Genomic DNA, 26,934 nt, shown 5'->3' with positions numbered 1-26,934 from the left:
TAAAAGAGTCAGCCCACCATGAATGAAAAGAAAGAAAAAGACGATAACCAAACCCCTTTACGTGAAAATCTTGGAAAAGCCGCTGATGTCATTGCAGATTCTGCAAGGCAGGTTAACCGAAGTGCCAAAGCTGTTGGAGAAAGTATTCCTTATGTAGGAAAAATTTCAAGAGCGGCAACGGTTGTATCGGATGCTGCTAAAGATACCGAATACGGTTTTGGTGAAAGCCTGGTTTGCAATGGACTCAAGAATGTTGTCGAAGTGGGGGCTGGTGCGGGGGTCGTGACATGGGGGTTAGTGCGCGGAGCAGCTGTTGGTGGTCTTGCCGCTGGCGGGCCTGTACCCAATCCCTATGTTAAAGGAGCCGGCGCCATAATTGGGGGATTAACCGGGGCAAAATTAGCATCTGATGCGGTTGCTCCAATCGTTAAGCCGCTAGGCGAAGTTACCCGGAATGTTTGCCATGCCACATTTGGCTGGTTAAACGGCCGAAATATGCCTGCATCGCCAAAAGCAGAGCAAAAGCAGGCAGCACAGCAACAGGCGTCAACGAACACCGCCCGTTATCAGGCGACTAACCTACATTCTAAAAATACCTCTTTCCAGCAATTCATCTGCACAAGTAACCAGTTTAATTTATCTTATCAGCCGCGTTATTTCGCATTTAATAATCTTTCAATGATGACCTGGAGTGCGCAACAACAGGCGGTCAGGGAATTTCAGCTGCGCTACGGCTTCATGTCGCCATCGATTGAGTCGGCGATTTACCGTGAAGTTTCTTTATCAACGTCTTCCTGGAATAGCGCTTATTTTCAAACATCCGGCTTGGCTGATTTTTCGCATGTGCTTATGGCAACCAATCTGGTCAGTAGCTTTAACGCGTATAATATAGTCAACAGAGTCTATTCTCAAATGGAGGCATCCGGGGAAATTGGCGGTGTCGCTTCTGAGGTATCCCTCATTGAGAACCTCCTCAACAGTGAGGCGCATGCAGTTACCGATCATTTCTATCTGTGCTTTCCCGAGGACAAAATGTCTGTTTCTGATGAGTGGTTTAATCAGGTTCAGCATGAACTTTACAATGCCTATCACAAAGAAAAGACCCTGCCGATTTTTAGTTTGCATATTAATCAAAAGGGTTTTAACTATCCCGTTTTGCCTAAGGCATTACAAGACACATCTGTCGGCAGGCTCATTGGATTCCTGGATTTCTGGCTGAAAGGCTATTTAAATGGCGGCATTTTTGATGAGGCGTTTTTAGAGCGATGGCATGAGCAGGAAAATTGTGATGATGCTTTTTTAAGAGCCAACATGATTGACCTTAAGAAATACTGCAAAGAGAAGATGCCGGGCCTTGCTTATATTTCATTGCGCGAGTTGGAAAGCCGTTATGGAGTACAATATAAATCAAGCGATTCTGCTTATCAGCAGCCTTTCATGACCTCATTTCGCATTATTTCCATACTTCCAAAAATCGAAACGATTGACAATATACTGCTTCCCCATCCCGATATAAGGATTGAGTACAGTGTTGAATTAATGCCGGACTATAAGCAATATGTCGATTCCTATTTATTGGAACATGGAAAATATCCCCCGGAATATGAGAGCAATTTACGCTGCTATGAATTGTTTGCCCAGGAAGTGGCTGAAAAAATGCCGCAACTGCAGTTCTGTAAAGAGCTATTCAAGCGTTTAGGGATAATCACTGTACTGTCATATCTTTATGTAACCTTCGAGAAGATGGGCAAGCTTCCTCAGCTTCCGCCTTTAAAAGAGGCAGCTATTCATCCCCATTTCCCCAAATCTTTACCGCCAATTCCAGTTCGTCATTTTCAGACCTATCCTTTGAGCATTCAGTTTAATGAGATACTTGAGCGCTTCAGGCAGACAGAGGGGCGTGAGCAAAGCGATCAATTATTTTCCGAGCTTTTTAGATTTAAAAAAGCAGAGGCGCTTCCCAATGGCATTGCCGAGAAAATGCAGGCAAGTGTTATTTCGCTGATTAAGGAAAAACTGAGCCCTAAGCTTCCGCAGGGTGAAGCAGTTGAGATCAATGAAGATGAGAGTGAGCGAATCACAAAAGCCGCGAGTGATTACTTAGTGAATAATATTCGCCAATTGCACAGCATCATTGAAAAAGCCGCTAACAAAATGGCCGCCGGCTTGACCAGGGAACAGCAAGCGATGGCCAAAGAAAAAGCATTGGCCTCGCGGATTGAATATGTCATAGGCGCCATTACTCAAAAGCAGGCAATATTAGAGGCTGAATGGAAAAAAGATCCTCGGAAAGCACAGGACGGAATTCTTGCGGTAATTCCGGAAGACGCTCTGGTAAAAGACAAAGAGGGAAAACTAATCTCATTGCGGGCGAGCATACGCGATAATTTCAAGGCTATCCAACAAAATCTGGACACTACGAAACAAGCTGCTATTTCTGAAATTAAACAGAAAAGCGAGTCGAGTTTAGCCGATGATCTCGCAGAGCTGTCAAAAGCCTATGAGGCTGGATTGCTGGCAAATAAAGAGCGTCATGAGAAACAGGCTGCAGAAGCTTTTTCCCAACAAATCACAGCGCTTAAAGATCTTATTATCAAGCAGCTTGAGGAAGCAATAAAAAAAATCGAAGCCAACAAAAAGGCTCAGTTCGACGCTGTACCGGTGCATCTCCGTGCAGCTAATGAGGTTCAAATTACGGCGTTCATTAAAGGGGAGAACGACCGGATTGAAGGGATTCGACAGTCGATTGAGCAGGTTAAACTTGAAGCGAGCGAAACAGTTCCGGGGACAAGCCCAAATCCTGAAGAGGCTATACAATTATTGCGCACCAGAAAAACCGAGCTGGCAGCACTAATTAACCCACAAGTTGAAAAATTCATTAAAGAAGACAGCGAAAAATTAAAAGAAAAGTATGATGAGGAAATAATAAAATGCAAACAGCATTATACAAACCTTAACCAGGAACAGGCTAAAAATATCGAAGCGGCGGTAGCCGAAGACGTTATCAGTGCTTGTTATCAGGAGGCATTAGGACAGTTGGGGTATTATTTCGCCCATGAAATAAAACGACTTACCAGTTATCTGCAGAATATACAGCATCTCATTGATTGCCTGCTTTCTCACAAGGAAATTGCAGAAAATCCTGTCAGTAAGCAATACACCCACAGCTTCGTCTCTTTCACCAGCTCGGATTTAACACGAAAATATTTCGGCGGCTGTGCTCCCGAGCTTCCCAATATAAAAGCTGCCCCGCTGCTGCATGGGGAATTATTTGCAGAGTCACTGTCTGCCGCTTTTAAAGCGGGCAGACAGGACAAAGTCAGCTTTCAGTTCCAAGGGCAAAGCTATATTGCTTATCGATTAAGAGCCAAAGATTCTGAACTGGTGCTCGCTGATTCAGAGGAAAATGAGGCACTGGATACTCTGGCCGTGGAGGCGATTAATCGCATAAATAATGATGCCGCCCAGGCTGTGCATTTAAGTCAGGAAAGCTTAAAAACAATTGTTGACAGCAATTGCGCCACCCTGATGCACTATGCGGCAGCGTCCTTAAATCCCGCTATTTTAAAAACTATATTCCAGGCAAACGGTATAGAAGTGCTTCGACTGGCGGATAAAGCAGGTAATTTGCCGGTGCACATGGCAGCACAATCGGGTCATGTAGAAGCGCTGCGGTTAATGCTTGGCATTGCTCCTGATCTGGTGAACGCCAAAAACAAACGTGGACTGACACCGCTCATGCTGGCTGTGCAGCATGGTAAACAAGAGGTAATGGAAGCATTGCAGCTCGCAGGAGCCGATTTTAACTATGCGCTTCCAAATGGTCTATTTCCCTTGTTCATGGCGTTCCAGAAAAATTTCAGATCGCTTGCATTATGGATGATGGAGCATGTCCCTGGACTGGATCTCAATCAAATGATTGACAGCCGTATGACCAGTTTACACCTGGCCATTCAAGGCGGTGAAATAGAAGCAGCCAAAGAGTTGGTTCGCCGAAAAGCCCGGCCGGACATCCGCAGAAAATCCGATGGCTACACCGCGTTTCATTGTGCGGCGTCTCAGGGTGAAGTAGAACTGCTTCAAATCATGTTAGCGGCTAACCCGGATTTAGCCGTGGATATGCCTTTGGAGTCTAAAAAAACAGCCTTGCATCTTGCGGCACAGGCAGAACAGTTGGCTGCAGTTCAGTTTCTCATTGGAAAAGGCGCTTTAATCGATGCCCAAAACCTGGAAGGAGAAACCCCATTAATCCTAGCTATTAAGGCGGGACAGCTTGAAACAGCCCAATGGCTTGCTGAGCGGGCAGCTGTTAACCAGCCTAATCATAAAAAACAGACTGCTTCACAATTAGCTATTCAGTATGCGCTGCCTGCCGTTAGCGATATCTTGTTCAGGCGCGGTGAAGACTATCACGCCAAAGACAGAAATGGCTTTTCAAGTCTGTATTTTCTGGTGCGCAATGGGGATTATGCACGCGTCAGGCAGTTGCTTCGAAAGAATGTAAATTTCAGGGAGATGTATGAAGGCAATAGCTTAACAGCGATAGCGGCGCAGTTTGGCCATTTTCTCATTGTTTATGCTTTGCTTGAAAAAGGTGTTGCCTATAAAACCTCTTCATCGCTGACTCTGCTTGATTGTGCAGTAATGGCTGATGAAATTGGTTATTTGCGGGATAATCTGCAAGAAGACAATGATATGACCGCTTTGAGTTTGAAGGCAATTCAAAATAGAGCATTTTCCTGCCTGGAATATTTATTCAAAAAAGGTCAAAAGAACTCTATTCAGACGTCTCTTTTAATAGCTGCGGCAATTGAAAGTAATGATGAAAAAATAGCTTCTTTGGTTTTCAGATACTGCAAAGATATCGATCAGCCGCTGGATACTGAGAGAAACTATCCAGTCCACATCGCGATAAAGACTGGCGCCCATCGTATTTTACCCTTGTTAAAGGAAAGGGCTTGTCAATTTGCAAGTGTTAACAGCAGGCAGCAAACGGCTTTTCATTTGGCTGTAAAACTGGACGATGCTGCGCTCCTTAAACGTTTGTTTAAATTAAGCCTGCCGAGTGAATGGCCGAAAGACTTGTTTGTATTGGAAGAAGTGTCTGCTGATATTCGTAAGCTGCTCAGTAAATATGAAAAGCGTCAATCCCCCTCTCGAGAGGCTGCTAAATCAAAAGGAGCTCCAGTTCAGCCCTCCTCAGCTCCCAGCAAGCCGCTTCCTACCCCTGTTCTTGATAAAAAGGGGAGGAAGGTTATAAAAAAATTCAAACTGCATCTACAAAAACTGCAATTTGATAAAGCATTGTCATTATTTAACAAAGAAAAAATTCTGTTGACGGCTTTCAAGTCCACAAAAGGGGCTTCTTTACTGCAACATCTTATCGCAAATACCTATCATCTGGCTTCACTTCAGGCAGGTGAAGAAGGCTTGGCCCTGGGTAATCTTGATTCCTCTTTGGAAAAATTGTTGGCCGCCTTAAAAAAGGATGGAGTCTCTCCTGGTTTGTTTAAAGGAGATAAAAATGTATTACGGGCGATTATCAATGCAAATGATGACGCAACGGCATGCTACCGCTTTGATGTCCTGGTCAAGTATTTTCCTGACCGCATTGCCGATTTAATTTCCGACAAAATCCGCGGCCTGAGTATGCTGCAGTTAGCTTCAGCAAAGTCACATAGCTTGCTCTTTACCAAAATGGATGCGGTTTGCCGTAGTGCTGAAACATCGGATCATAATGGTTTGCATGAAGCCATAAAGGCCAACAAGTATGAACTGGTGAAACAGTTGCTGCCCTATTATGCGGTTAACCGCCCCAATCATAAAGGGCAGACTGCCCTGATGTTTGCAGCAGCCACCGGCAATGTCGCCTTAATGAACCTGCTGCTAAAAGAAGGGGCAAGAGTTGATCAGGTTGATTTAAAAGGTAATAGTGCCTTGCATTATGCCCTTGAGAAGCCCTCTGAGGCCGCCGCATTAACGCTTCTTCCTCTGATGAAAACACCCAATCAGAGCAACCGTCTGGGCATAACGCCAATGATGTTAGCTGCTGCCAAGGAATCGCTGCCTGTCTTGCGATACCTTTGTGAGTCGGGACATAGCATTTCCTCTGTTGATCAATCCGGAAACAACGCCCTTCATTATGCGGCGATGCTTGGAAAAGTAAAAAGTATTGTGTATCTGGCGAGGCAGGGCTTTGATTTAAATCGACCCGAGACACCTGAGGAGACTAAAAAACTTGAAAAAAGTGCGAGGCGAACCGCTTTGCATCTGGCTGCTTTGAATGGACATGTTAAAGCCGTACTTTGTCTGCTCGAGTTAAAAGCTGACCTTGAAAAAGAGGATAAGCATGGCTTTGGGGTATGCGAGTATGCCATTTATTCGAAGAATCAGGAAATGCTGGATTTTGTTAAATTAATCCCGCTTTATCATAGAAAAGAACGCAATCGATCGCTTTTGCATGCAGCTGTAACAAAAAATAACAAAAATGCATTGGCAGAGCTGATTCTGGACGATGTGGATCTCAATGTCCTGGATAAGAATGGGCGATCTGCTTTGCACTTGGCCTGTATTAACGATGCCAGGGACGCTGCTGCGCTGTTGCTCAAAGGTGGGGATCTTGTTCTCAATGATACTGATCGGCTTGGGTATGCGCCGATTCACTATGCTGCCCAACTTAATCATGTGGGTTTGATTGAATTGCTGGCTAAAGCGGGTGCAAATCTGAATCAACCAGCAAGCGGCAATGGCACTGCATTACACCTCGCTTGCCAGAATGGAAAAATGCCTGCAGTGCTGGCATTGATAAAGCATGGAGCTGATTTAAACTCCATCAATGCTGATGGTTTAACGCCTGCACAAACGGCTCTGGGTAAAGGGCATTTTAGAATTGTCAGGGCACTGGTGCAAGCGAGGGATAAAAGTATAAGCCCTGCAAGTTTTGCTCATTTACCTAAGGAGCGTAATGACGAGTTAAATCGCGCGCTTAGCCAATACCATGCAGTGTCTAAAGTGAAGGAAGGTTTAATGATGCACAGTTTTTATAAAAGCCTTCATAAGCCGATGCAGCCATCAGCTGAACAGTCAAAAACAAACGTCCCAAGCTAATGTTTTAAGAGAAAATAATAATGAGAACCCCTGAATCGTATCAATCGGCAACTTTTCAAAGTCAAAAAGAGGCAGTCCTGGATGAAGTGGATTATTTTTCGCATCAAAAGAAAGCAGAAATTTTTTTCAAGAATTTCCATACAGCGCCCTCCTGGCAGCAATGGAATCAGTTTTGCAATCATTTAAATGCCAGCCAGGATAAGACAGCCGAGAAATTTTTATTACAGGAGCTTGTTTTTCAATGTTTTGAGCAGCCTTTGGCTGTGAAGGAATTGGCGCAGCTTATCACCCTGGCTTCCTATTTTAAATCAGTTTATGGCCTTGAACTGTATCGAAAATTATTAGAGGCAGAAGTGCCAGATAGCGAACGCCGAATTGCCGATTACCTTGCTGTCATGCAATTACTGATTAATCTGCAGGATGTCAAAGGAATTTCTTCTCTGCTTAAGAGCCACCTGCCTGATCTACAGGCACTGCGCAAGGCTCTGCAGTCAGAATATGGTCTTTATCTGGAAAAGCGTTATCCCAACCGCGATATCGATACAGTTTTGGAGCGCTTTGCAACGGCTGATGAGTTTACGGCAAACCCCTTGCCCGCGGCAGTCCTACAGCGTTTTAAACCGGAATATCTTGGGATCAGGGCAAAGGCAAAAACACTTCAGGAATTGAGCCAGAATGCTTTGAAAACTTCATTTCTCGAAGCGGCAAAACGATTTCGTGAGCAACAGGATAATGAAGCCAAGCAAATAATGATTGCTGTAATTATCGAAACCCTGCGCCGCTTTTTTAAAATATCCCCTTACGATACTCAAATCATGGCCCTATTGGCTTTAATAGGTCAGGAAGAGACGGATATCAAGGGTTGGATTGCCCAAATCAGAACGGGCGAGGGCAAGTCGACTATCTCTGCCATGTTGGTTGCCTTTCTGGCGGGACAGGGGCATTTTGTCGATGTCATCACGTCTTCTTCGGTGCTGGCAATCCGCGATTACAGAAAGTATGCAGAGTTTTTTGAAGCCCTGGGAATATCCAGCTCACACATCAGCCGTGTCGAGCAGAAGCAAGCGCATTTCCATGCACAGGTTTTGTTTGGTACAAATTGGGATTATGAATTTGCACAATTAAGAGACGGTCTGAATAAGGAAAAGTTACGGTTTTCTTACAATCTAAATGGAGAGCTTGTCCCTCGCACCCACGACGCTGCGGTGGTTGACGAGGTGGATAATCTCCTGCTGAATACAACCGGTGCTGCCCGTATTTCCTATCCTGGAAAAGACGATTTAACCTGGATTTACGCGCCAATCCTGAAATTCACTATAGAAACTGTGAAAGCAGGCCGAATTACTCCAGAACATATTTCAAAACTAAGAAATCAACTGGGTATGGAGTTTAACAGTCCCGCGTTTCTGAAGGAGTTACGCTCGCTATCGGATACTGCCCTCAGCCGATGGATTAAAAGCGCGCAAATTGCTTATTACTACAAGAAAGAAGGGAGAGATTATATTATTCAGGCGGATGACATTCGCATTGTTGATTATTCCAATACCGGAAGTATTAGTGAAGGATGCCAGTGGCAGCATGGTATCCATCAAATGCTGCAAGCCAGGCATCAACTGAAAATAACGCCTCAGTCCCTCATGGTGGCGTCCATTTCCCATCCTTCCATGTTTAATGAGTATCAATTGCTCTTTGGTTTAACAGGAACAATGGGAGAGAAAATTGAGCGGGAGGAAGTTCAGGATATTTATAAAATAAAGAGTTTCGATGTCCCGCCGCATTTTCCCTGCCAGCGAAAGACATTGCCTCCCAGAATTCTCGATGATATCCCTAATCAGTACCTGGCTATATATCAACGCATTCAGGAAATGCAGGCGCTTAACAGGCCAGTGCTGGTGCTTTTTGAAAGTATCGCTGAAACCGAACGATTTAATGCATATCTTGCTGAAAAAGGCATTAACAGCCAGTTGTTAAATGAAACCCAGCGGGAATCGGGCGAGTACATTATTGCGCGAGCCGGACAGGAAAGGATGGTGACGATTGCCACCAATATTGCAGGAAGAGGAACTGATATTATCCTGTCTCCCGGAAGTAAGGCAGCCGGCGGATTGCATTTTATTTTCACCTTTCATCCTGAGGATTCCAGAGTACAGGAACAAGGGGATGGGCGCTCTGCAAGGCAGGGAGAACCGGGCAGCTCGGAAATGATTTTACAAGCCAAAGATCCCAATATATTAACTTTATTAAGCAACCAATCACTGGATTCTTTAGTGCAGAATTGGCTCAAGGGGACAAATGAAGAAAAAATAAATTTTCTTCGTCAGCTAAGAAACGAGCAGACCGAAAGGCATTCGAAAGAACGCCGCTATAGTTCAAAACTGGAAACAATGCTCTACAGCGTATTGAAGGAGTTTTTCAGCAAACTGCAGGAAATTCGTGAGGATTTTGATACCCTTAGCCTGGAAGAGTGGCAGCAATCCTGTCAGATTAATGCAGCGCCTTCACAGGGAGATCCTTTAGTGCACTCCCCTGCCTGGCATTCGCTTTGCAACAGGGCCAGCATTTTGCTTGGTTATCACTCAGAAGGCAAGGCGGTCGATTGGTCCTCCTTCATTGAACAGTATAAGCAGCTTTTCATTGAATCGATTAACGAGGAATGGGCTTCTTTTTATAGCACACTGGACCATACTGTCCGGGATATGGATCTTAAACTGGCTCAAAAAACGATTCAGGAGAATTTCGCCAAACTGAACCTGGCAAGAATGAATAAAGAATCCGCCTTTGCAGGTCTTAGCCATCTATTGTATCAAGCCAGTCTTTCACAGGAGGAGGCACCGAAGAAAGTTCAGTCAGGATTTTTTTCGCTGAAACCGCGTGAGTTATATGATAAAGCAGTGGCTCATTATAAGCTGGAGGATTACCAAACGGCATTCAACTATTGTGTGGCTGCAAAAGAAAGCTATGAGCAAAACAAGGGATCCGATTTGGAATTAGGGTATTGCTATTCGGTGCTAGGGTCTTGTAATGCGAAGAAGAATCTGATTCCTGAAAGTATTAATGCATTTGAAAAGGCTCTTTCGCTATTTTATCCACTTAACAACAATAAAGAGCATACTGAATTATTGAAGCGTACGCAGAATAAATTTAATGATTCTATGAATCTTGGTAAATTTGATTTTAAATTTATTTATGACAAGGCAGTAAGAAATTATCAGGCGGAAGCTTATGTCGTCGCGGTGTATCAATTATTGTATTTAATAAGCTATTTTCCTGGACAGGCCAAAGACGAGCGTGCAATTTGCTACTCAACATTGGCGTCCTGTTACAATAAATTGAAACGAAGCGAAGAAGCTGATGCCGCTTGTATAGAGGGGATTAAGCTTGCTAAAGAGGCGGGTAAGTTACAGTTGGCGGGGAGGATTTCGGATAAGAAGGATAGCTTTGATAAGGTCCGTGTGTCGGGGGTGTCAGCAGGGTTGTGATGTTGTTGAGCATTAGGTTACCTTATTCTGTGAATAATCGCTATTTCTTAATTAATTATTCGAAGGCGGTATACATTTGAAGACTGAAACGGTGGTTGCGATGGACGTCATAAACGGAATTTGTCTCGGCATCAGGAAGATGCCCTCCACAAGGATGTGGATTACTACTCTTAAACGTCACCCTAATAAATGCTTAGTTTAACCCCTATAGAACCACTACTTCATCCTGGGGCCGTTCTTCCTTTAAAAACTGCTTTAAAATTCGATACGTATCCCTATCCCAATAGACTGCGTGCAAGTTCCCTGTGAAAGCGTTTAAGTCCTGCTCATTATCGAAGGTTCCCAGATAGCGCCACTGATTAAACAAAAGCCAACTTGTGCGCTTCAGGTGTTGTTCTTTAATCGCAATGCTGCCAGGATAAGGCCAGGTTGCGTTTTTAAAGAGAGTAAGCGCCTCATGAACTCGTTTATTATAGGACAAGGCCCCCTCCTCTTCATTGCAAGCCCCAAGACAGCGGCCCAACTGAAATGAAAAACAAACACTGTTTGTTTTTTCCAGTCCACAAAGCTTGGGACATAATTGATAGTTTTTTATTAATTGTTCCAGGTGGCGCTTGGCGGCATGGACACTGGTAAATGCATCCAGTACAGTCTCTTCTTCGGTATCCTCCATGACCATTTGCGTGTGAATGTGCAGCGTCAGATAACCCAAAACATTGGTCTTGAGTTGATACCCGACAATGCGTTTTTTTCGTCGTAGTTTTTGATTATAAAGCGGTAGCTGCTCTTTAAATTGAGCTGCTTACACTGAATGGCTAATCCCTGTCCTTGCAGGGTGTTTTTCAAGAAACTATGGGTTAGACGTACATTCCATGCCAACAGAATGCTGCCTGCGCACCAATCAGCGATGGATTGTGCCTCACTGAGTGCGAACCCTGTTTCGGGTGAAAAGGAGGGAATGATTATGCTGCAACACTCTCTTTCCCCATCGGGGTGATATCGGCTTAATGCAATCTCAATAATACGGTCTTGGGTTATTTTTAAACCGGTGGTTCGAATGGCGGCTAGAACTATCGATTTTGACATGCAAGCTTGCCCAAAAAAGAAAGCGATTGTAGCAAATTTTTCATCCATAGAACCCTGCTCTTCAATGGCCAACTCTACATTCTGTTGAATGCTAGCACCGACACCTTGCGGTATCGTTTACTTTCCAAGCAATAATGGTTTAAGTTGCAATGGCCCTTTCCATTGACGCGCGATAAACGCTTTATGGTGAACTCACCGCAAGGATGCAATCAAAGTCTGTCCCTGCTCAGAAGGTTGGAAGACTCTTCGATGCTGTGTAACCCCTAATTAAGATTTATTTCCGATTAAGCATTGTCACTATAATAGAGGATCATCCTATACTAATTCCTAATTATTGAATCACAGGATATACGCACTTGAATAACGATAACGCAGCGATTCAATGGGCAACTGATTATTTGAGATCTCGTCATTGCAAGGTAATTGCACTAGAAAAAGCAGCTGAACCCGCTCATTCGATAGTGACTAAAATAACCACATCGCAAGGGATCTTCTATTTGAAACAAACACCGCCTGCCCTATTTCGTGAGCCTGACACCATCGCTCTGCTTCAAACCCATGGCTGTCAGCAAATTCCTGTCGTTATTGCAAAAAATGACTACTATCATTCTTTCTTGACAGCCTCCTGTGGCGATATCTCTCTGCGTGAATTGTTTTCAAACTCAAATCGATCATATTCTAATCACCCCAAAAGGTATTTTCGTTATAGAAACCAAGCATTACAAGGGGTGGATATTCGCGAAAGAAAACGCCAGAAGCTGGTCTCAATCCCTTTATTACGATAAATTCAGATTTCAAAATCCCCTCCGTCAGAATTATAAACACGTGAACGCAATTCAGAAAGCGCTTGATTTTATAGAGCCTCATCATGTTCATAATATCGTCGTTTTTAGCGGGAAGCCGTATTTAAAAGCGCCAAACCTCCCAATGTGTTTTATATAGACGAATTAATCCCTGCAATCGAACAATTCACCGACGGGGTTTTAAGTTTAAATCGTGTTCAGTTTTGTGTGGGAAGACTTGAATATATGCGTCTGGCATTAACCAAGGAAACGGATATTGAGCACCAGGCCTATTTAAGAAAACGGTTTGGTGATTCCTGGAATGATAGAGTCTGAAGAACCTAAGGAACTAGTTTCCATGTTCCAAGCCCCGGTCGGATAGCGTAGACTATTGGTCAATGGTCTCCAGTGACTCCGACCACTTGCCGGGCGGTGGAACTGGCTTACAACATTATCCGGTGATGTTAACAAACCGCATTCTAATGAGCGAGCAATCGAATGAGTTTTAGCAAATGGCCTTATACTTTTTATTTCTTACTCGCGACTTTCCCGGCTATGAATGCATTCGCGATGGAATCTTTAACCATTGAAGAGAAAAAGGTCATCAACCGTGTGACAAAAGCCAGGATATTAATCGAGACAAAGGGGAAAAAGGCGGCGTTGAATGCGTTTCAAAAAAATTCAAGTCAGATTTTTGCCATTGAACTGGATGGTACAGTGCTCGCCTCCCCTATTCATCCCGAAATGATAGGAACTAATCAATGGTTGTATAAAGATGATTTGGGCGTTTTAGTCGTTCAAGAGGAGATTGCAAAAGCCAAGGCCGGAGGCGGATGGCTTAACGCCCGCTTTAGGAAAAATCACCTTACGGGCCGTTATGCCTGCCGAAAACTTTACATTCTTCCCATACAAAACGATTTCTTCATCGGCTCCTGGTATTACTATCCTGCCCGCCTAAAGAATAACTGCCCCGTGTAGTCGGGATTGGCGTTAAGACTGACGAAAGAGAAAATGCTATTCGTTGTTAATTCAATTGATACCCACCTTTATCTCAATTTTTTATTAGCGATATCGTTTCGCCTGACGTGTTGATACAGAGCGGATCTTCATCCACAATGGCTTCATCAAAGAATCTCATTCGCGCCTTATTGTGTTTGCTTGTTTTTTCCAATTCTCTTTGAGCGATGTAGGCGTTTATGAGCTCCAGTCCGGTAAAGTTATCCGCCAGTATCGCGGTGGATTTTGCTTGCTTTAACACATCATCAAGAGTTGTGGAGAGGGGTATAAATGGAATATTACATAGCAATATTCTTGTCAATTCAATTTGATCGAGTCGTGCCGCTGAATCGATTAAGGCCTTTTGATAATTGACAGTATCTCTAATTTCTAGCCTCACTGTTCTATCAAGACAGTCAAAACCTTCTATCAGAGAATCTAGGCAATGCAATTGAAGCTGCTGGAAATAGTTAGAAACTTTAAACTCCTGCAAAACCCATTGTTGCATTGAAAGACTAATGTCAGATGTAAAGTTAAAGGGATTATTCGATTGGTTTATCCCATTGGGAAAAATTTTATTCTGCCATGGATCGGCTACAATAATGTCTTCATTATCTAAAAACAATTCGGCATCGACAGTCATTGGGTTGGTCTTATTTTGAAACGGATCGCTTTGAAGTAATTGATTAGAACGTGGAATAATAAGTACAAAGCCGTGATTGACCTGTTCGCTTTCATAGGCTGCATAGAACACTCTATAGCGTTTAGATAAGTAAGTAGTATTGGATAGCAGAGCCGCTAAATAGGCGGATTGATCCCCACAGTCGCCAATATGATATTGAAGCATTAAACGAATGCAAACGTAGTGTTCATGCTCAGCTGCCAGGGCATTGATTGTATTGTAAATCAAATTTTGTTTATTCCCCATTGTTTTATAGGGCCCAAATTCCTCTCTATCAATGTGATATAAAGAGCCACTGAACGAATAATCAATTTGGGATCCGATGAACCTGCAATAATGCTCAATATAAAATAAGACTCCGTTTTTCATTTAATCTCCGTTTAGAAAAGGTTACCTAAATTGCAGGGCAATTCCTTTATAGCAAAATTTTTAATTGGGAGAGAGCATTTCTCTTCCCATCATGGGTTCTTTCTGGTTATGTTCACTACTGTAACCACTTAGATTGCCTGGTGAATCACATGCGTTACAACAACCCAAATCACCAACCCCTACTGTCGGTAATAGCGATGGGAGGAAAGGAAAGGTTTTCAGGTAAGAGCAGTACTTCGCCATGGATTCGAGATAACCGTTTGGGCGTTAACTACCCATCGATAGCGCGATGACAATTTTTCTATGCGAAGGCGATAAGTTCGCATCCACAATCAATAAATCCCCATGATGAGTGCCCGCTTCTTTCATGGAATCACCAGAGGCTTTAAAAAAAAAGTGGCGTCAGGATGGCAAAAGGAAGTGTTACCAAGCTGATAAAGAGTTGGTTTAAATGAACATCCAGAGGGGTGAAGTACCTTATCTACCCCCAAGCTTTTGATTTTTGTCATTTTATCAATCAATAAATTCAAGACCGTCTACTGAGTACTTTTTTCATTATACCCTGTTTGGGTAGATAAGGTACGTTATCTACCCCGGCTACTGAAATTGCATGTTGGATGAAGAGGAATGCTTAAATCCTTGCAAACCAAGAAAACTTAATTTCGAGGTTAAAGCTACTGCCAGGTTAAGTTTGAACTACTATTTCTAAACCTGGCAATAAGACACATCTAAAGCATCCATTAGCCCCTATCTAGTTTTGTCGAAACCTCGGTAATTCCACATCCCTGCTGGTAGTGGCACAAGGATTAAACCCTCTGAAAAAGCCAAACATACCCATAGATTTTTGCCGGCTCTGAACAGGTTTGCTCTCCAGCGATTGTAATTCACTATCGCTAATTGATAGAGATGGCTTTTTTGCAGTAAGACGCACACGCTGGTTCGCAGGTTGTTCTGCTGAAGAAGAATTATTTGAAGCAGCTGTCTGAGAACTATTTTTGACATTGGTACCTATTACTACTTCATCAATGTCCGCTTTTTCATCTATAACCACCTTGTCTACAGCAGATTTCTCTTCTCTCATCTGATTATAATTTTTCTCGTCAAAAGAGATATAGGAAAACTGTGAAAAAATCTCTTCTAACACTGCAGGCATTAAACTGCTTTCAAATTCCTCAACAAAGGATTTCTTTACCTCCTCCCGTATTGAATCCAGGATTAAATCCGGTATATCCCAGGTTGGAATTTGATCGGCTGTTTTGGATTGATCAATTAGGAACAGTAGTGATTCTTTTTGCGATGAACCCATAACGAATTCAACCGCTTTTTCTTTTCCTAAGGCTTTTAATTTTTCACTAGCTGTTTCCCGGGTAATATAAATAATCTCCACATCATCATGTATCCCTGCATTTAGCGTATCAGTTAGCTTATTAATAGTGCCTCCTACGCAAATGGGTTTATCATTATCGCCTAAATCTCTTCCTTGTGAATCCAGATTGTAACCCCTCTGTATTTCATACAGATGTTTAATAAAACTTTCCTCAACTGTCTGTATGTCGCACTTCAGAGCATCTGTTTTTTGATCATGTCCTGCTTCCCAAATGAGTGCCAGGATATGCTTGATCGTTAAATTGGAACCCACCTCTTTATTATTAAAAAGTAAATCCATCCGCGCTATAAAACGAATCGCGGCTTCCCGCTCCAACTGAGAAGTATCGGGAAAATTCAGTGCAGTAATCCGTTTGGCAAATTCTTTAATAGCATTTATATTTGCGTCAATATTAATTCGAGAATATCGATGGTGTAATCGCTGTAAAGACTCAGTTACTGATTTATGGACACTCGCCGTATGCGTGCTTTGCCCAGTATTAAGCAGTACAGGGGGCGTTACAGGAGCTGTGGGCGTGATTACCAATCCAGCAGGCAACTCAGGCCTTCTGGGCTGCATCCTTCTGCCTTCCAGACCCCTCACGTATGTCGATGGAAAACAGGGCGGTTCTGCAAAATCATAGTGAAGCATATCATCGATATCAGCAAACCCTAATATTCGATAATCATCATTGTTTAGTAATTCATAGCGAACCATTACAGTTTGAATTCCTGGAATCATAGTCCATTCGATTAGAACATCCCTGACCTCTTCTTCAGTTGGAAAATCAAGAAAAGCTTCATGAGAAAAATCGCCAGCACCAATGCGTTGAGCAATCTCTTCCCGGGTTAGTCTTTGTGGTCGATAATGTTGTGCTTGTCTGATGTGTATGGCTGTATATCTTGGCATGTTGACTCTCTCATAAAATAAATTAAGCCATAATTTTAGAGTTCTTCAATTAAGGTAGTTTTAATCAACACAGAAATTTGAGAATGAGTGTAAGTAGCAGGTGGAATACTGAGATAACTTTTTGTATATGTCTGGCTTTAGTATTAATCTTAAAATAGGACTTGACATTTTCTATAGCCGTGAGTGGATTGAAGCAGGGTTAAATGAATAGTAATGAACTTAAATCCTTTTTGCTGGTGTATGAATATCGCTCCTATTCAATTGCAGCGAAGAAACTTTTTGTTACTCAATCTGCTATTAGTAAACGCATTTTCAATCTGGAAAAAGAGTTAAGGGTAAAACTATTTGAAAATCGCTCTAATATGGTTTTACCTACAATTAAAGCTAAACTACTTGTTCCTTATGCTCGACAATTAATCAATATCTTAAATAATACTTACTCTGATTTAAGAGGAAATCAGTTATCTAACCTATCCGTATCGCTGGGAACTACTCTCTATCCCGCACTCGATTTCATACCCGCATTTATAGAGCTATTATCAAGCGACCAGGGGATCCACCCCAGATTTCATATCAGGCAACTTCCAAAAACAGAATTAGTTAATTCATTGCTCAATGGGATTTTAGATCTTGCGTTAGCGACTGAAGATTTAATTGTGGATCCTTCCATTCAATGCACTGTAATTGCCTCAGAGAAATTGTGTATTGTGGTCTCGCCTAAAAATCCTTTAGCAAAGATAAAGGAAATTAGCTGGCGTGATTTATCCAGATACCCTTGTGTGCATTCGCCGCCTGGTTTTTCAGTACGCGACCGACTGGACCGAATTTTTACAAGCTTTGAATTACCTCTGTTGATTGAACATGAGCTTTACTCATTCGAGGCATTGGGTAAATTAGTGAAGACAGGCTTGTGCTGGAGTGTGCTGCCTTTGCATTATTGTGATCCGGAATTGGTAAAATTAAAAGTGACAGGCTTTAACGAAACCATTAACCTATGTTGGTACTGTCACAAAGGGAGGGTAGACTCATTCATTATTCAGTACACTACTGAGCTATTTAAACAGGCACTTACAAAAAATACAGGGTTGTTTTGTAGCATGTATAGTCGCGGGGTTTAGGTTAAATTAACAACCAATCCACACTATACGAATTAAGTCCGATGCGAGCTATTTTGCTTATAGGCATTAATGGCAAGCCCATTAAATACCCTCAGCACGCCTCTCAGCTGAATCAGTTATCTCTAAATCTCAACGCGTTCTACTCAAAGGCTTAAAGTTAGCACTTGCAACTAAAACACTAATTAGGGCATCTCTTTATCAAGTGCACTTCATCGTTTCATTGATACCGAATCATAAACTTCCTAAAAAGTAGTCTTCAAAAAGATCAACAATCCATTTGAGGAGTGAACGGCTTTTGAAACTGAATGTCCAAAATAAAATCATTCAATTTTGCATAATCGAGCTGGATTTCGTAAATCATAACGCCTTTTTGATAATGAGCCAGGTGAAATGGAAGCTTGATATTGCCAACTTCCCGCCAATCGGATTCTAATCGGTACTCTTCAGAACTGCCGATAGCATTCACTAACCCGGTTGATAAATCAAAACAATACGCTCGCTTCGGATTTCCTTCGTTAGCTTGAATACATTGACTGTTCTCGGGTGCCCATGCGGGTGGGAAATCCATCATCTTAAACTTAGTGAACTCGTTTCTTATCCAAAGCAAGTCACGATTAGCGCGCTCTGCTGTGAGATGCATATATTGAATTAGGGCTTTGTCATCAGTAAATTCATATTGATTGCCAGTCCATAGCCAAAAAGATACCCCATCAGTCCCCCTGTCGTATTCGATCTGTCTGCCTTTTATTTGCTCACGTAATTTATTGGGGTAAATAATATCGGTGTGATAGCAAAAGTTTTCTTTAGTACCTTGCTGATCAAAAGAAATCTGCCCGTATCGTGAGATAGATTGCATTTCCATCAAGGCATTTTTGCCACCACTAGCCTCTATATGCCGTGAAAGCAGTTTCTCAACTTGCGGATCACTTAGGATGCTCGCAATCCCTATTGAAGGGAGCAGCAACATAAGTCCAAGACATTTGACAAGAGATGGCATCATATCGATACGCATATAATGATGTTTGTTGCTAACATAGAGCTGAGGCCCTTGATACAAGAGCTGAAATTTAGCACATAACTAGAGTTATAGTCGAAAGTGGTGTATGACAAGTTAAGTTAGGTGGCGTATTCTGTTGATTGTTCTTAGCGGGAACAAAAATCAACAAAGGAGATACGCCATGAAGGATTGTAGTCTAAAGCTTGCGTCAGCACCAGAGAGAGAAAGAGGTCTAGAAGACCCGTTAACTGAGGTGTTAAGGGAAGGAGCCAAGGAATTAATAAGAAAAGCAGTAGAAGCGGAGTTATCCGAGATGCTGTCAGCCTATTCTGAAGTGCGTTTACTGGATGGCCGTCCTTCAGTGGTTAGGAATGGTTATCTGCCTTCTCGCCAGATTCAGACAGGAATCGGCGAGGTGGAAGTTCAGGTACCTAAGGTAAGGGACCGCAGTGGCTCAGGCATTCACTTCAACAGCCAGCTATTGCCGCCTTATTTAAGACGTACTAAAAGCCTGGAAGAACTCATTCCCTGGCTGTATTTAAAGGGGTTATCCACGGGTGATTATACGGATGCCTTATCGGCATTGGTTGGAGAGAGTGCGCGAGGTTTATCGGCCAATACAGTATCCCGCTTAAAGGAAAAATGGCTTGATGAGCACAAGGAGTGGCAGCGCCAGGATTTAAGGAGCAAACGCTATGTTTATTGGTGGGCAGATGGTATTTACAGCAAGGTTCGTATGGATGATAAACTGTGCCTTCTAGTGATTATTGGTGTCACCGAGAGCGGATTAAAGGAACTTGTTGCCGTTTGTGATGGCTATCGGGAATCAACGGCTAGCTGGGAAGAAGTGCTGTTAAACTTACGTCAACGCGGTCTTCCTACAGCGCCTAAATTAGCGATTGGGGATGGTGCCTTAGGGTTTTGGGGAGCGATAAGCAAGGTTTATCCAGAAACCCGGCATCAACGATGCTGGGTGCACAAAACAGCTAATGTGTTGAACAAACTTCCCAAGTCTATGCAGCCTAAGGTAAAAGCCTCGCTACATGAGATTTGGATGGCTGAAAAGCGAGAAGATGCCTATAAGGCGTTTGATAATACAGTTGCGCTCTACAGTGCTAAATACCCAAAGGCCATGGAGTGCCTTGTCAAAGACAAAGAGGAGCTGCTGGCTTTCTATGACTTTCCAGCAGAGCACTGGATCCACATACGGACAACTAATCCTATTGAATCAGCCTTCTCCACAGTACGCTTGAGAACTCATAAGTCTAGAAACTGCGGCTCTAGAGACACCACTTTGGCCATGGTATTTAAACTGATGGAGGTCGCTCAAAAACGCTGGATTAAAATCAGAGGGTTTAACTTATTAACTTTGGTTATTAATAATGTGAAATTTGTAGATGGAGTACAAATTAGTAAACAGTCAGACAGAGTGGCCGCCTAATGGGCATACACCAGATTTGACAATAACTCACATAACTAACATGGAACTCAAATCAGATACACATCTTTTCAGTGAGTAATATGCAAACTTTTTCAGGAAAATAACCCCAATATTTAATTAAAATCTGTTAGAATGCGGCACAATTCTAACAAGTTAATTAGGAATACTATGGAAGATTATGATGATAGCGATTTTGTTTATCAACCTTTCTTCACAAGAGAAACTCGAGATGAATTCACAGACAGTCCTCTCCCTTCTTTAATTAAAGAATAGCCATTCCAGGTACAAAATTATTTACCTCTTCGGGTCCTCAACAAGATACATTAGATCAATTCATTGCAACCAATATCTACCCTTCTGAAAATCCAGTTAAAAAAATTATTGCACTAGGAGTAACACTTTCCAGTGATAAACATCATTTTCCTGATTTTGCTGATTATTGTTTTACTGACGGGGATAGGTCATTTGCTTTGGCAGAAAAAAATTATCGCTTTACAGTCACTCGAAAAAGCGGCGAGGCTGAGTTTAAAACGAATCGGGTTTGTCCCAACACTATCGCATATTCCACTTTAAGCTTCCCCCAAACCGAGAATAGCGAAGCAAAAGATGTTGATGTTGTTTTAATTCCTATATCGGATGGCGGCTCACTTAACCTGGCAAACTGCTGGCATAGCCATCCTGTTCTTGATGGTGAAGTGCTTAAAAAGGCGATTTGGGAGATCTATGAAGATAGTTTAATTAACAACACCGTAATTCACTGTAGCGCAGGGAGAGGGCGAACAGGGTATTTTCTCATGAGTCTTATGCTTTTAATGAATTATGACACGGTGTTTTCCAGTGAGAATGTTGCCGATATCAGCAGCGAAGTGATGAAAATATATCATATGCTTCGGGCGATAAGCCCGCTTTATATGCTGCGCGACAATCAATTAGGGAATGCAGTTTGTACCAGCTACCTCGCCCATCAATATGGTATGGAACTTCATGCTAAAGCAGCAAGTAAAGCGGCTAATAGCGAGCCCCTCGAAGTTCAGCCACTAAGGCGAAGTGCATCATTTGGTGATATGAAACAAAATGTTGCCACTCTTACCAAAATGGGAAGTGTATATACCGCCGTAGTTCCTGATGTAGAGGAAAAGAGGAGCCATGTCTTAGAATTGAAATAAGATCCTTCGTAAAATTTTCGCATTCTAGCTCCCGCAAACTCCTTGCTGGAGCATCAACTACTAAAAATCAGTACGCTCAATTCCTTGAACTGCCTATTCAGTTGATACCAGTTCAAATCGAGTATCCAGCGAATGCATTACATCTTTAATCACACCATCCGCTTCATGAAGATCTCTTAAAGAATACCCGACCGTAATATGAGGATGAAAATGTCTCGGATTCCAGGCATCTTTATTACCGCCATTTTTGACGAACTCTTCATAAACTAGCTGCCGAATCTTCAATAAATTTCTTGATTTAACAATAAGAAAATACGTTTCTTCTGCTTTATCATTAATGTTAACAACACCTCTTCCCAAACCTAAAACCTTCAAATCAGAGGCTTGAATGGTATTCTGCAAAGCAATTTCTTCCATTCGTTCTATGCTGACAAACTTTTTAATGATATCAGAGTATTCTGGCGGTGTTATCACCGTGATATGCGCCTCCCCATCTTCATTCCACCCCGTGAAAAATCGCAAGGGGTATTGCAGATAGCTTGACAGTTCCTCTCGTATTGTTTTAACTGGCTGGTATTGAATATTCATCGCGATCGCAGTATCGAAGGGACCTGCTCCCTGATGCGATTCAAAGGGAAGACTGCTATTAACATAAATAGTTTTTGAAAGAGAGATTTGTTCCGCTGCGTAGCCACTCATACTAGCGAGAAATACTACACCGATGGACACTATTTTAAATATTAAATTCAACATTCCCTGTTTCATAACTTTTTCTGTAATTGGTTTACTCGGTATGGGATACTAGCAGAGGCTTATAAAGCAGTCGAGCAGCTAACAAACAATTTGATTCATATGTTCTGAATTCATATTCTGCAGGTTTTACAAAAAGATTAGAATATGAAACAATGTCCATTTTATAATCAGCGCGTCAAATAAATGCAAAGAGAAAATCACCCTATCGCTAAGAAAATACCTGAGCAATTCTGGTTTAATAAGTTTCAGCTTAAAATAACCTGGAATGATGACCAGCTTATTGGAAAACCCTTTCAAGAAACCACTCGTCTTGATTTTCCAGAAGATGATGTTCAAGCTCTCATATTACTAAGAATATTTTATCCCGATTTACAACTGTCCGACTATATGCGTTTCGCACAGGACACACTGGGTTTATCTCAGCAGAAAATCTTTACCATCAGCGCCATTATGGGATACCTGGATGTCTTGCAAAAAATTAAAGACCAATCTCCTGATAAATTTCTAATTCTGATACAAAACAAAGAGTATGAGGCTTTTTGCTGGGCGGCAGCAAATGGTCATCAAAAAATTATCGATTGGCTAGCCAGTGAAGCGCCGAATGACTTGCCATCAATGATTCGAGCCCAATCCTATGACGCCTTTGATTTTGCAGCTAAGTCTGGTCATTTGCATATCCTTCAATGGATGCATAGAAAAGCACCGGATGAACAAATGACAATGCTCAGAAGCCGAGGATATCGTGGTATTCGATTTGCTGCGGTCGCGGGTCACACTCCTATTCTTGATTGGTTTAAAAAACAAGCACCTAAGGATGTGATTGCTATGATTCAGCACGACTTCTACTATGGTTTTAGATTAGCCGCCGCTGCGGGTCACATTGACTCCCTGGAGTGGTTGAATAAAGAAGCACCTGAGGAATTAATTAAGGCCTTACAAGCTGATAACTATTGGGGCTTTTGCTTTGCCGGTTATGAAAATTTAGCCTCTTTAAAATGGCAAAAAGAACATGCTCCTGATACTGAATTTCCAAAGATGCTAAAGGCAAGAAATTACCAAGCCTTCCGTGGAGCCGTTGAATACAGCAATATTGATGCTCTGGACTGGTTTAAAAGTGTGGCGCCAAATTTTCTTACTGCGATGATTGATGCGGTCGAAAAGAATGTCACCCGAGGAGATAAAAGTAGAAAGGCTTTCGAGTGGTTATCGCAAAACAAACCGAATCAAACCACTGAAGGCCGCAGTAGCCAGGCTGGTATGTTCTCGGTCAAAACAATAGAAACCAGGCTTATGTTAGCGGTTGATCAGGAGCAAAAGTTACAGACCAGCTATTCAAACTAAATCAAACGCTTAACTCACTTCCCTGGCCGCATGACATCTTCCGTGCTTCGACTTACTGTAAGAGCTATGAATCCAGGTTCTGGGGATAAACCGCAGAACCTGGTAAGGGCTTTGTTAATAACCTACGTTTATGGCATTCACGAATAACTGCTCGGAATGAGCGAAAATATTACACTAAATTCACAGATGCTTTCAAGCCATCAAAATGCAAGATATTCGTTGATAAACTGATCAATTGTTTCTTTGGAATGGTTCTGCATTACAATAAAATGAGCTTGTTTACCTAATACTGCAAGTTGCCATTTATCAACCATACTTGGACTTGGAAGGTTAAAAACGAGCGTGGTAGAGTAATTATTAAGTAAGCAATTCTGTTGATAATCATTCATTTTTTTAGCGAAATATTCTGCGTTCTGACGACAGGTTTCTACCTCATTTTTAAACTCATCTTTTCTCTGCATAATGCTATACCAAAGAAATAATGCGGCATGACCATTTCGTGAACCTGAGATTGTTGCATCATTAGAGTTTAAATATTCAATGAAATTGCAAAATTTTTTCGCTACTGACTTATAAGTCAAAATAATACCACAGGGAAAAGGAACACCAATAAACTTGTGCCCTGATATGGCAATACTATGAATGTTGGCGTGGAAATTAATCATGTCTGGGGCTAAATATGGAACTAACATACCCCCCAATGCAGCGTCACAGTGAATGTAGTACTCTTTGATTCCTTTTTCTTCGAAGCAGGCTGAAATCTGATTGATATCATCAATCGCCCCCTTAAACGTCGTACCTATATTTAAATTCAAAATAACAGGACGCGTAGAATCCAGTTCATCATAAAGTTGCTGATAGTCTAACTCTCCATTGGATTGTGATTTAATTTCTTTATAGGGTATGCAAAATATCTTGGCCGCTTTTTTAATAGAATAATGAGTATCTTCTGAAAAATAGAGAACTCCATTGGGATAATATTCTCTTGCTAATAACATAGCATGTAAATTACTCTCAGTGCCGCAATGGGTAATATATCCCCACCAGTTACTGCACTTGTATAATTCTGCAAAAAACTCGAGAACCTCCAGTTCAAATTCCCTGCTTTCAATTTGATAATTGGATTGCACAAATGGATCGCCCAGATTATTGAGTGAAAATTTCAGAAAAGGTATTAACTCGTCATAGTTATAATTGAGATTATAAGGGTAACCCGCATGAGTCGTTGTTTTTTCCTTTAGTTTTGCCAGATACATTGCAAGCTTCTGAGGCATGTCGTTCATTTTATTTCAGCTAAAAAATAATGAGAATCTCTATCGTTTAGTTTAGTATGCATCATTAAATCATGCGCAAATATTAAGCAAATGACTAGCCAGAAATGTTAGTTCTATGTCTGATATACCCTACCCTCTGAGCTCTCATCAAATATCGAAATGGCTGTCTTACGATCTGACAACATGAAATTTCTATGCTAGGCTTTTAGGTTCCCCATTAATAATCGATTAAGGAAAATCACTTATGAAGAAACTTATCTTATCACTTGGCTTGTCTTTGTTACCTGTGTGCAATACCGTTTTTGCAGATACTGATAATCAAGTTGGTGTAGATAATCCATTTGGTTCTAACGTAATTATCTTCGATCCCTCCATGCCCGCCAGTGAAATCAATAACAGGATTCTTCAAATCTACAATCAGCAAAATAATCCTGCGAATAGCTACTCTGTTGATTTCTCTGATAATCGCTATGCCTTTATATTTATGCCTGGAAAATACGGCACTGCTTCATCACCGGTTGACGTCCGTGTTGGAGTGTATACCTCTGTTGTCGGTGCGGGACAAAAGCCGGATGACGTTGTGATAACCGGGGCCGTGCGTACTCAGGATAGACCCAACTTAGGAGGAGTCACCACCGTATTCTGGCGCTCAATGGAAAATCTGGCAATCATTCCAACCCTGGGTTCGCTTACCGATGGCTCTATTCCTAAAAACCAGAATGTCTGGGCCGTTTCTCAGGCATCACCGGCAAGGCGCATTCACGTGATGGGTGATTTGCGTTTAAATGATGTAAGCTGGTCAAGCGGGGGCTTGCTTGCAGACTCACGGGTGGACGGCACCATTTATTCGGGTACCCAGCAACAATATCTGACAAGAAATACGCAATTTAAAGCCTGGAATGGCAGTAATTGGAACATGGTGTTTGTGGGTATTACACCGGGAAGTCAAATACCAGCGGGAAATTGGCCCAATCCGCCTTACAGTATCATTGATAAAGTGCCGTTGATTAAAGAAAAGCCTTATTTAGTGTTTGATAAAGTTACCAATCAGTTCGCACTAAATGTAAGAACTCGTCGGAAAAATGTTTCCGGTACCGATTGGCATATTGCAGGAAAAAATCTGCCGATATCATCTTTTTATATGGTAAAACCAGGGGATAGTGCCGCCTCAATTAACGCCGCTTTACGGCAAGGCAGCAATCTTTTTATCACCCCAGGCGTCTATCATTTAACAGAAACCATTAATGTCACCAGAAAAAATACCATTATATATGGGATGGGATACCCGACCTTCGTTTCCGATACAGGCAAACCGATCATGAATGTCAGTGATGTAGAAGGCGTTCAATTAGCTGGTTTCATGATCGATGGCGGCCCGGTTTCAGCCCCTGTTTTGCTGCAGGTGGGCACTTCACCGAACAATACAACCCATGTTGATCCTGTTTTCATTGATGATGTGTATTGCCGTGTAGGTGGACCCAATAATTACAAGAGCACCGCTGGAAGCTGTATGGTTATTAACAGCAATGATGTGGTTATTGATAACACCTGGTTATGGCGTGCAGATCATGGATCGAATGTGGGCTGGACTCAAAACGCCGGTGATTATGGCATTATCATTAATGGCAATAATGTCAAAACCTACAACCTTATGTCCGAGCATTTTGAAAAATACAATGTCGTATGGAATGGAAATGGCGGAATAGTGTATGAGTTTCAATCGGAGCCAGCATATGATGTTCCCAGCCAGCAAGAGTGGATGGATGGAAATATTAATGGCTACGCTGTTTATAAAGTGGGAAGCAATGTGACTACTCATACGGCAATTGGTTTCGGTGTCTACACCAATTTTAAAAACGCTATTTGGATGGACAGTGCCATTTTAGCTCCAAAAGTACCCGGGGTTAATTTATCGCATATCATTGGCTTTTGGCTGGGTGCGAATGGTAACTCAGGTTATAGACATTCGGTTAATAACGATGGCTGTGGTGTAAGTCAGAATAGCAGGCTTTGCCATTATTCCAAGTGGCAATGAAGGACCTGACTTGGAAATCTTTAGGCTGACTCT

At 42.2% G+C, this 26,934-nt stretch carries 18 protein-coding genes and 1 pseudogene; 11 read left to right on the top strand and 8 right to left on the bottom strand.

Annotated features, from left to right (window positions below; genetic code table 11):
• The first annotated feature begins 18 nt into the window (after positions 1-18).
• The gene (locus DYH61_RS07445; protein WP_058506433.1) at positions 19-7,107 is read left to right on the top strand and encodes an ankyrin repeat domain-containing protein; all 7,089 of its coding nucleotides are present in this window, start codon (positions 19-21) and stop codon (positions 7,105-7,107) included.
• 20 nt (positions 7,108-7,127) lie between these two features.
• Positions 7,128-10,586 carry a preprotein translocase subunit SecA gene (locus DYH61_RS07440; protein ID WP_058506434.1) on the top strand — a complete coding sequence of 1,153 codons (3,459 nt, stop codon included), beginning with the start codon at positions 7,128-7,130 and terminating at the stop codon, positions 10,584-10,586.
• Between the two features lie 205 nt (positions 10,587-10,791).
• Here the strand turns inward: DYH61_RS07440 and DYH61_RS07435 are convergent, their stop codons facing one another.
• Together DYH61_RS07435 and DYH61_RS07430 are read right to left on the bottom strand one after the other, a co-directional pair.
• Positions 10,792-11,259, bottom strand: coding sequence for a hypothetical protein (locus DYH61_RS07435; RefSeq protein WP_058506435.1), 468 nt, complete (start codon positions 11,257-11,259; stop codon positions 10,792-10,794).
• Between the two features lie 26 nt (positions 11,260-11,285).
• A complete protein-coding gene (locus DYH61_RS07430; RefSeq protein WP_058506436.1) occupies positions 11,286-11,720 on the bottom strand; it encodes a PolC-type DNA polymerase III domain-containing protein in 435 nt (144 codons plus the stop codon).
• 308 nt (positions 11,721-12,028) lie between these two features.
• Here DYH61_RS07430 and DYH61_RS07425 point away from each other — a divergent pair, with 308 nt between their 5' ends.
• From DYH61_RS07425 to DYH61_RS07415, 4 genes are all read left to right on the top strand, one after another.
• Positions 12,029-12,457 carry a hypothetical protein gene (locus tag DYH61_RS07425; RefSeq protein WP_234999886.1) on the top strand — a complete coding sequence of 143 codons (429 nt, stop codon included), beginning with the start codon at positions 12,029-12,031 and terminating at the stop codon, positions 12,455-12,457.
• Entirely contained in the window at positions 12,339-12,614 is a 276-nt protein-coding gene (locus DYH61_RS15855) for a nuclease-related domain-containing protein (RefSeq protein ID WP_256595724.1), read from the top strand. Before DYH61_RS07425 ends, DYH61_RS15855 begins: the two co-directional genes overlap by 119 nt.
• The gene (locus DYH61_RS15850; protein WP_234999884.1) at positions 12,602-12,790 is read left to right on the top strand and encodes a hypothetical protein; all 189 of its coding nucleotides are present in this window, start codon (positions 12,602-12,604) and stop codon (positions 12,788-12,790) included. Before DYH61_RS15855 ends, DYH61_RS15850 begins: the two co-directional genes overlap by 13 nt.
• Before the next feature lie 162 nt (positions 12,791-12,952).
• Entirely contained in the window at positions 12,953-13,432 is a 480-nt protein-coding gene (locus tag DYH61_RS07415; RefSeq protein WP_058506437.1) for a cache domain-containing protein, read from the top strand.
• A 73-nt stretch (positions 13,433-13,505) separates the two neighbouring features.
• On the opposite strand, the gene DYH61_RS07410 is transcribed toward DYH61_RS07415, so the two are convergent.
• The 3 genes and pseudogenes from DYH61_RS07410 to DYH61_RS07400 all read right to left on the bottom strand — a co-directional run bounded on the left by DYH61_RS07410 (position 13,506) and on the right by DYH61_RS07400 (position 16,776).
• Positions 13,506-14,501, bottom strand: coding sequence for a hypothetical protein (locus DYH61_RS07410; RefSeq protein ID WP_058506438.1), 996 nt, complete (start codon positions 14,499-14,501; stop codon positions 13,506-13,508).
• A gap of 267 nt (positions 14,502-14,768) precedes the next feature.
• Positions 14,769-14,888: pseudogene (locus tag DYH61_RS15845) on the bottom strand (S24 family peptidase); the annotation flags it as partial.
• Between the two features lie 364 nt (positions 14,889-15,252).
• On the bottom strand, positions 15,253-16,776 hold the full coding sequence (locus DYH61_RS07400) for a hypothetical protein (protein WP_058506439.1): 1,524 nt from the start codon (positions 16,774-16,776) through the stop codon (positions 15,253-15,255).
• A 203-nt stretch (positions 16,777-16,979) separates the two neighbouring features.
• Here DYH61_RS07400 and DYH61_RS07395 point away from each other — a divergent pair, with 203 nt between their 5' ends.
• Positions 16,980-17,894, top strand: coding sequence for a LysR family transcriptional regulator (locus tag DYH61_RS07395; RefSeq protein WP_058506440.1), 915 nt, complete (start codon positions 16,980-16,982; stop codon positions 17,892-17,894).
• 265 nt (positions 17,895-18,159) lie between these two features.
• Here DYH61_RS07395 and DYH61_RS07390 read toward each other — a convergent pair whose 3' ends face one another.
• The gene (locus tag DYH61_RS07390; protein WP_058506441.1) at positions 18,160-18,906 is read right to left on the bottom strand and encodes a hypothetical protein; all 747 of its coding nucleotides are present in this window, start codon (positions 18,904-18,906) and stop codon (positions 18,160-18,162) included.
• A gap of 166 nt (positions 18,907-19,072) precedes the next feature.
• Here DYH61_RS07390 and DYH61_RS07385 point away from each other — a divergent pair, with 166 nt between their 5' ends.
• Entirely contained in the window at positions 19,073-20,332 is a 1,260-nt protein-coding gene (locus tag DYH61_RS07385) for an IS256 family transposase (protein WP_058506442.1), read from the top strand.
• Positions 20,333-20,802: 470 nt separating this feature from the next.
• The gene (locus tag DYH61_RS07380) at positions 20,803-21,498 is read left to right on the top strand and encodes a protein-tyrosine phosphatase family protein (RefSeq protein WP_058506443.1); all 696 of its coding nucleotides are present in this window, start codon (positions 20,803-20,805) and stop codon (positions 21,496-21,498) included.
• Positions 21,499-21,591: 93 nt separating this feature from the next.
• Here DYH61_RS07380 and DYH61_RS07375 read toward each other — a convergent pair whose 3' ends face one another.
• Positions 21,592-22,251, bottom strand: a complete 660-nt coding sequence (locus DYH61_RS07375) for a 2'-5' RNA ligase family protein (protein WP_133129120.1) — start codon at positions 22,249-22,251, stop codon at positions 21,592-21,594.
• A 183-nt stretch (positions 22,252-22,434) separates the two neighbouring features.
• Between DYH61_RS07375 and DYH61_RS07370 the strand changes: the two genes are divergently transcribed.
• The gene (locus DYH61_RS07370) at positions 22,435-23,592 is read left to right on the top strand and encodes an ankyrin repeat domain-containing protein (protein ID WP_058506445.1); all 1,158 of its coding nucleotides are present in this window, start codon (positions 22,435-22,437) and stop codon (positions 23,590-23,592) included.
• Between the two features lie 200 nt (positions 23,593-23,792).
• Here the strand turns inward: DYH61_RS07370 and DYH61_RS07365 are convergent, their stop codons facing one another.
• Positions 23,793-24,866 carry a histidine decarboxylase gene (locus DYH61_RS07365; RefSeq protein WP_160037267.1) on the bottom strand — a complete coding sequence of 358 codons (1,074 nt, stop codon included), beginning with the start codon at positions 24,864-24,866 and terminating at the stop codon, positions 23,793-23,795.
• Positions 24,867-25,110: 244 nt separating this feature from the next.
• Between DYH61_RS07365 and DYH61_RS07360 the strand changes: the two genes are divergently transcribed.
• Positions 25,111-26,901, top strand: a complete 1,791-nt coding sequence (locus tag DYH61_RS07360; RefSeq protein ID WP_058506447.1) for a hypothetical protein — start codon at positions 25,111-25,113, stop codon at positions 26,899-26,901.
• Positions 26,902-26,934: the final 33 nt, after the last annotated feature.

Origin of the sequence: Legionella quinlivanii (genome assembly GCF_900461555.1) — a bacterium.
Lineage (GTDB): Bacteria > Pseudomonadota > Gammaproteobacteria > Legionellales > Legionellaceae > Legionella_C > Legionella_C quinlivanii.
The sequence above is the reverse complement of the archived record's forward strand: the minus strand, read 5'-3'. Positions and strand labels throughout refer to the sequence as shown.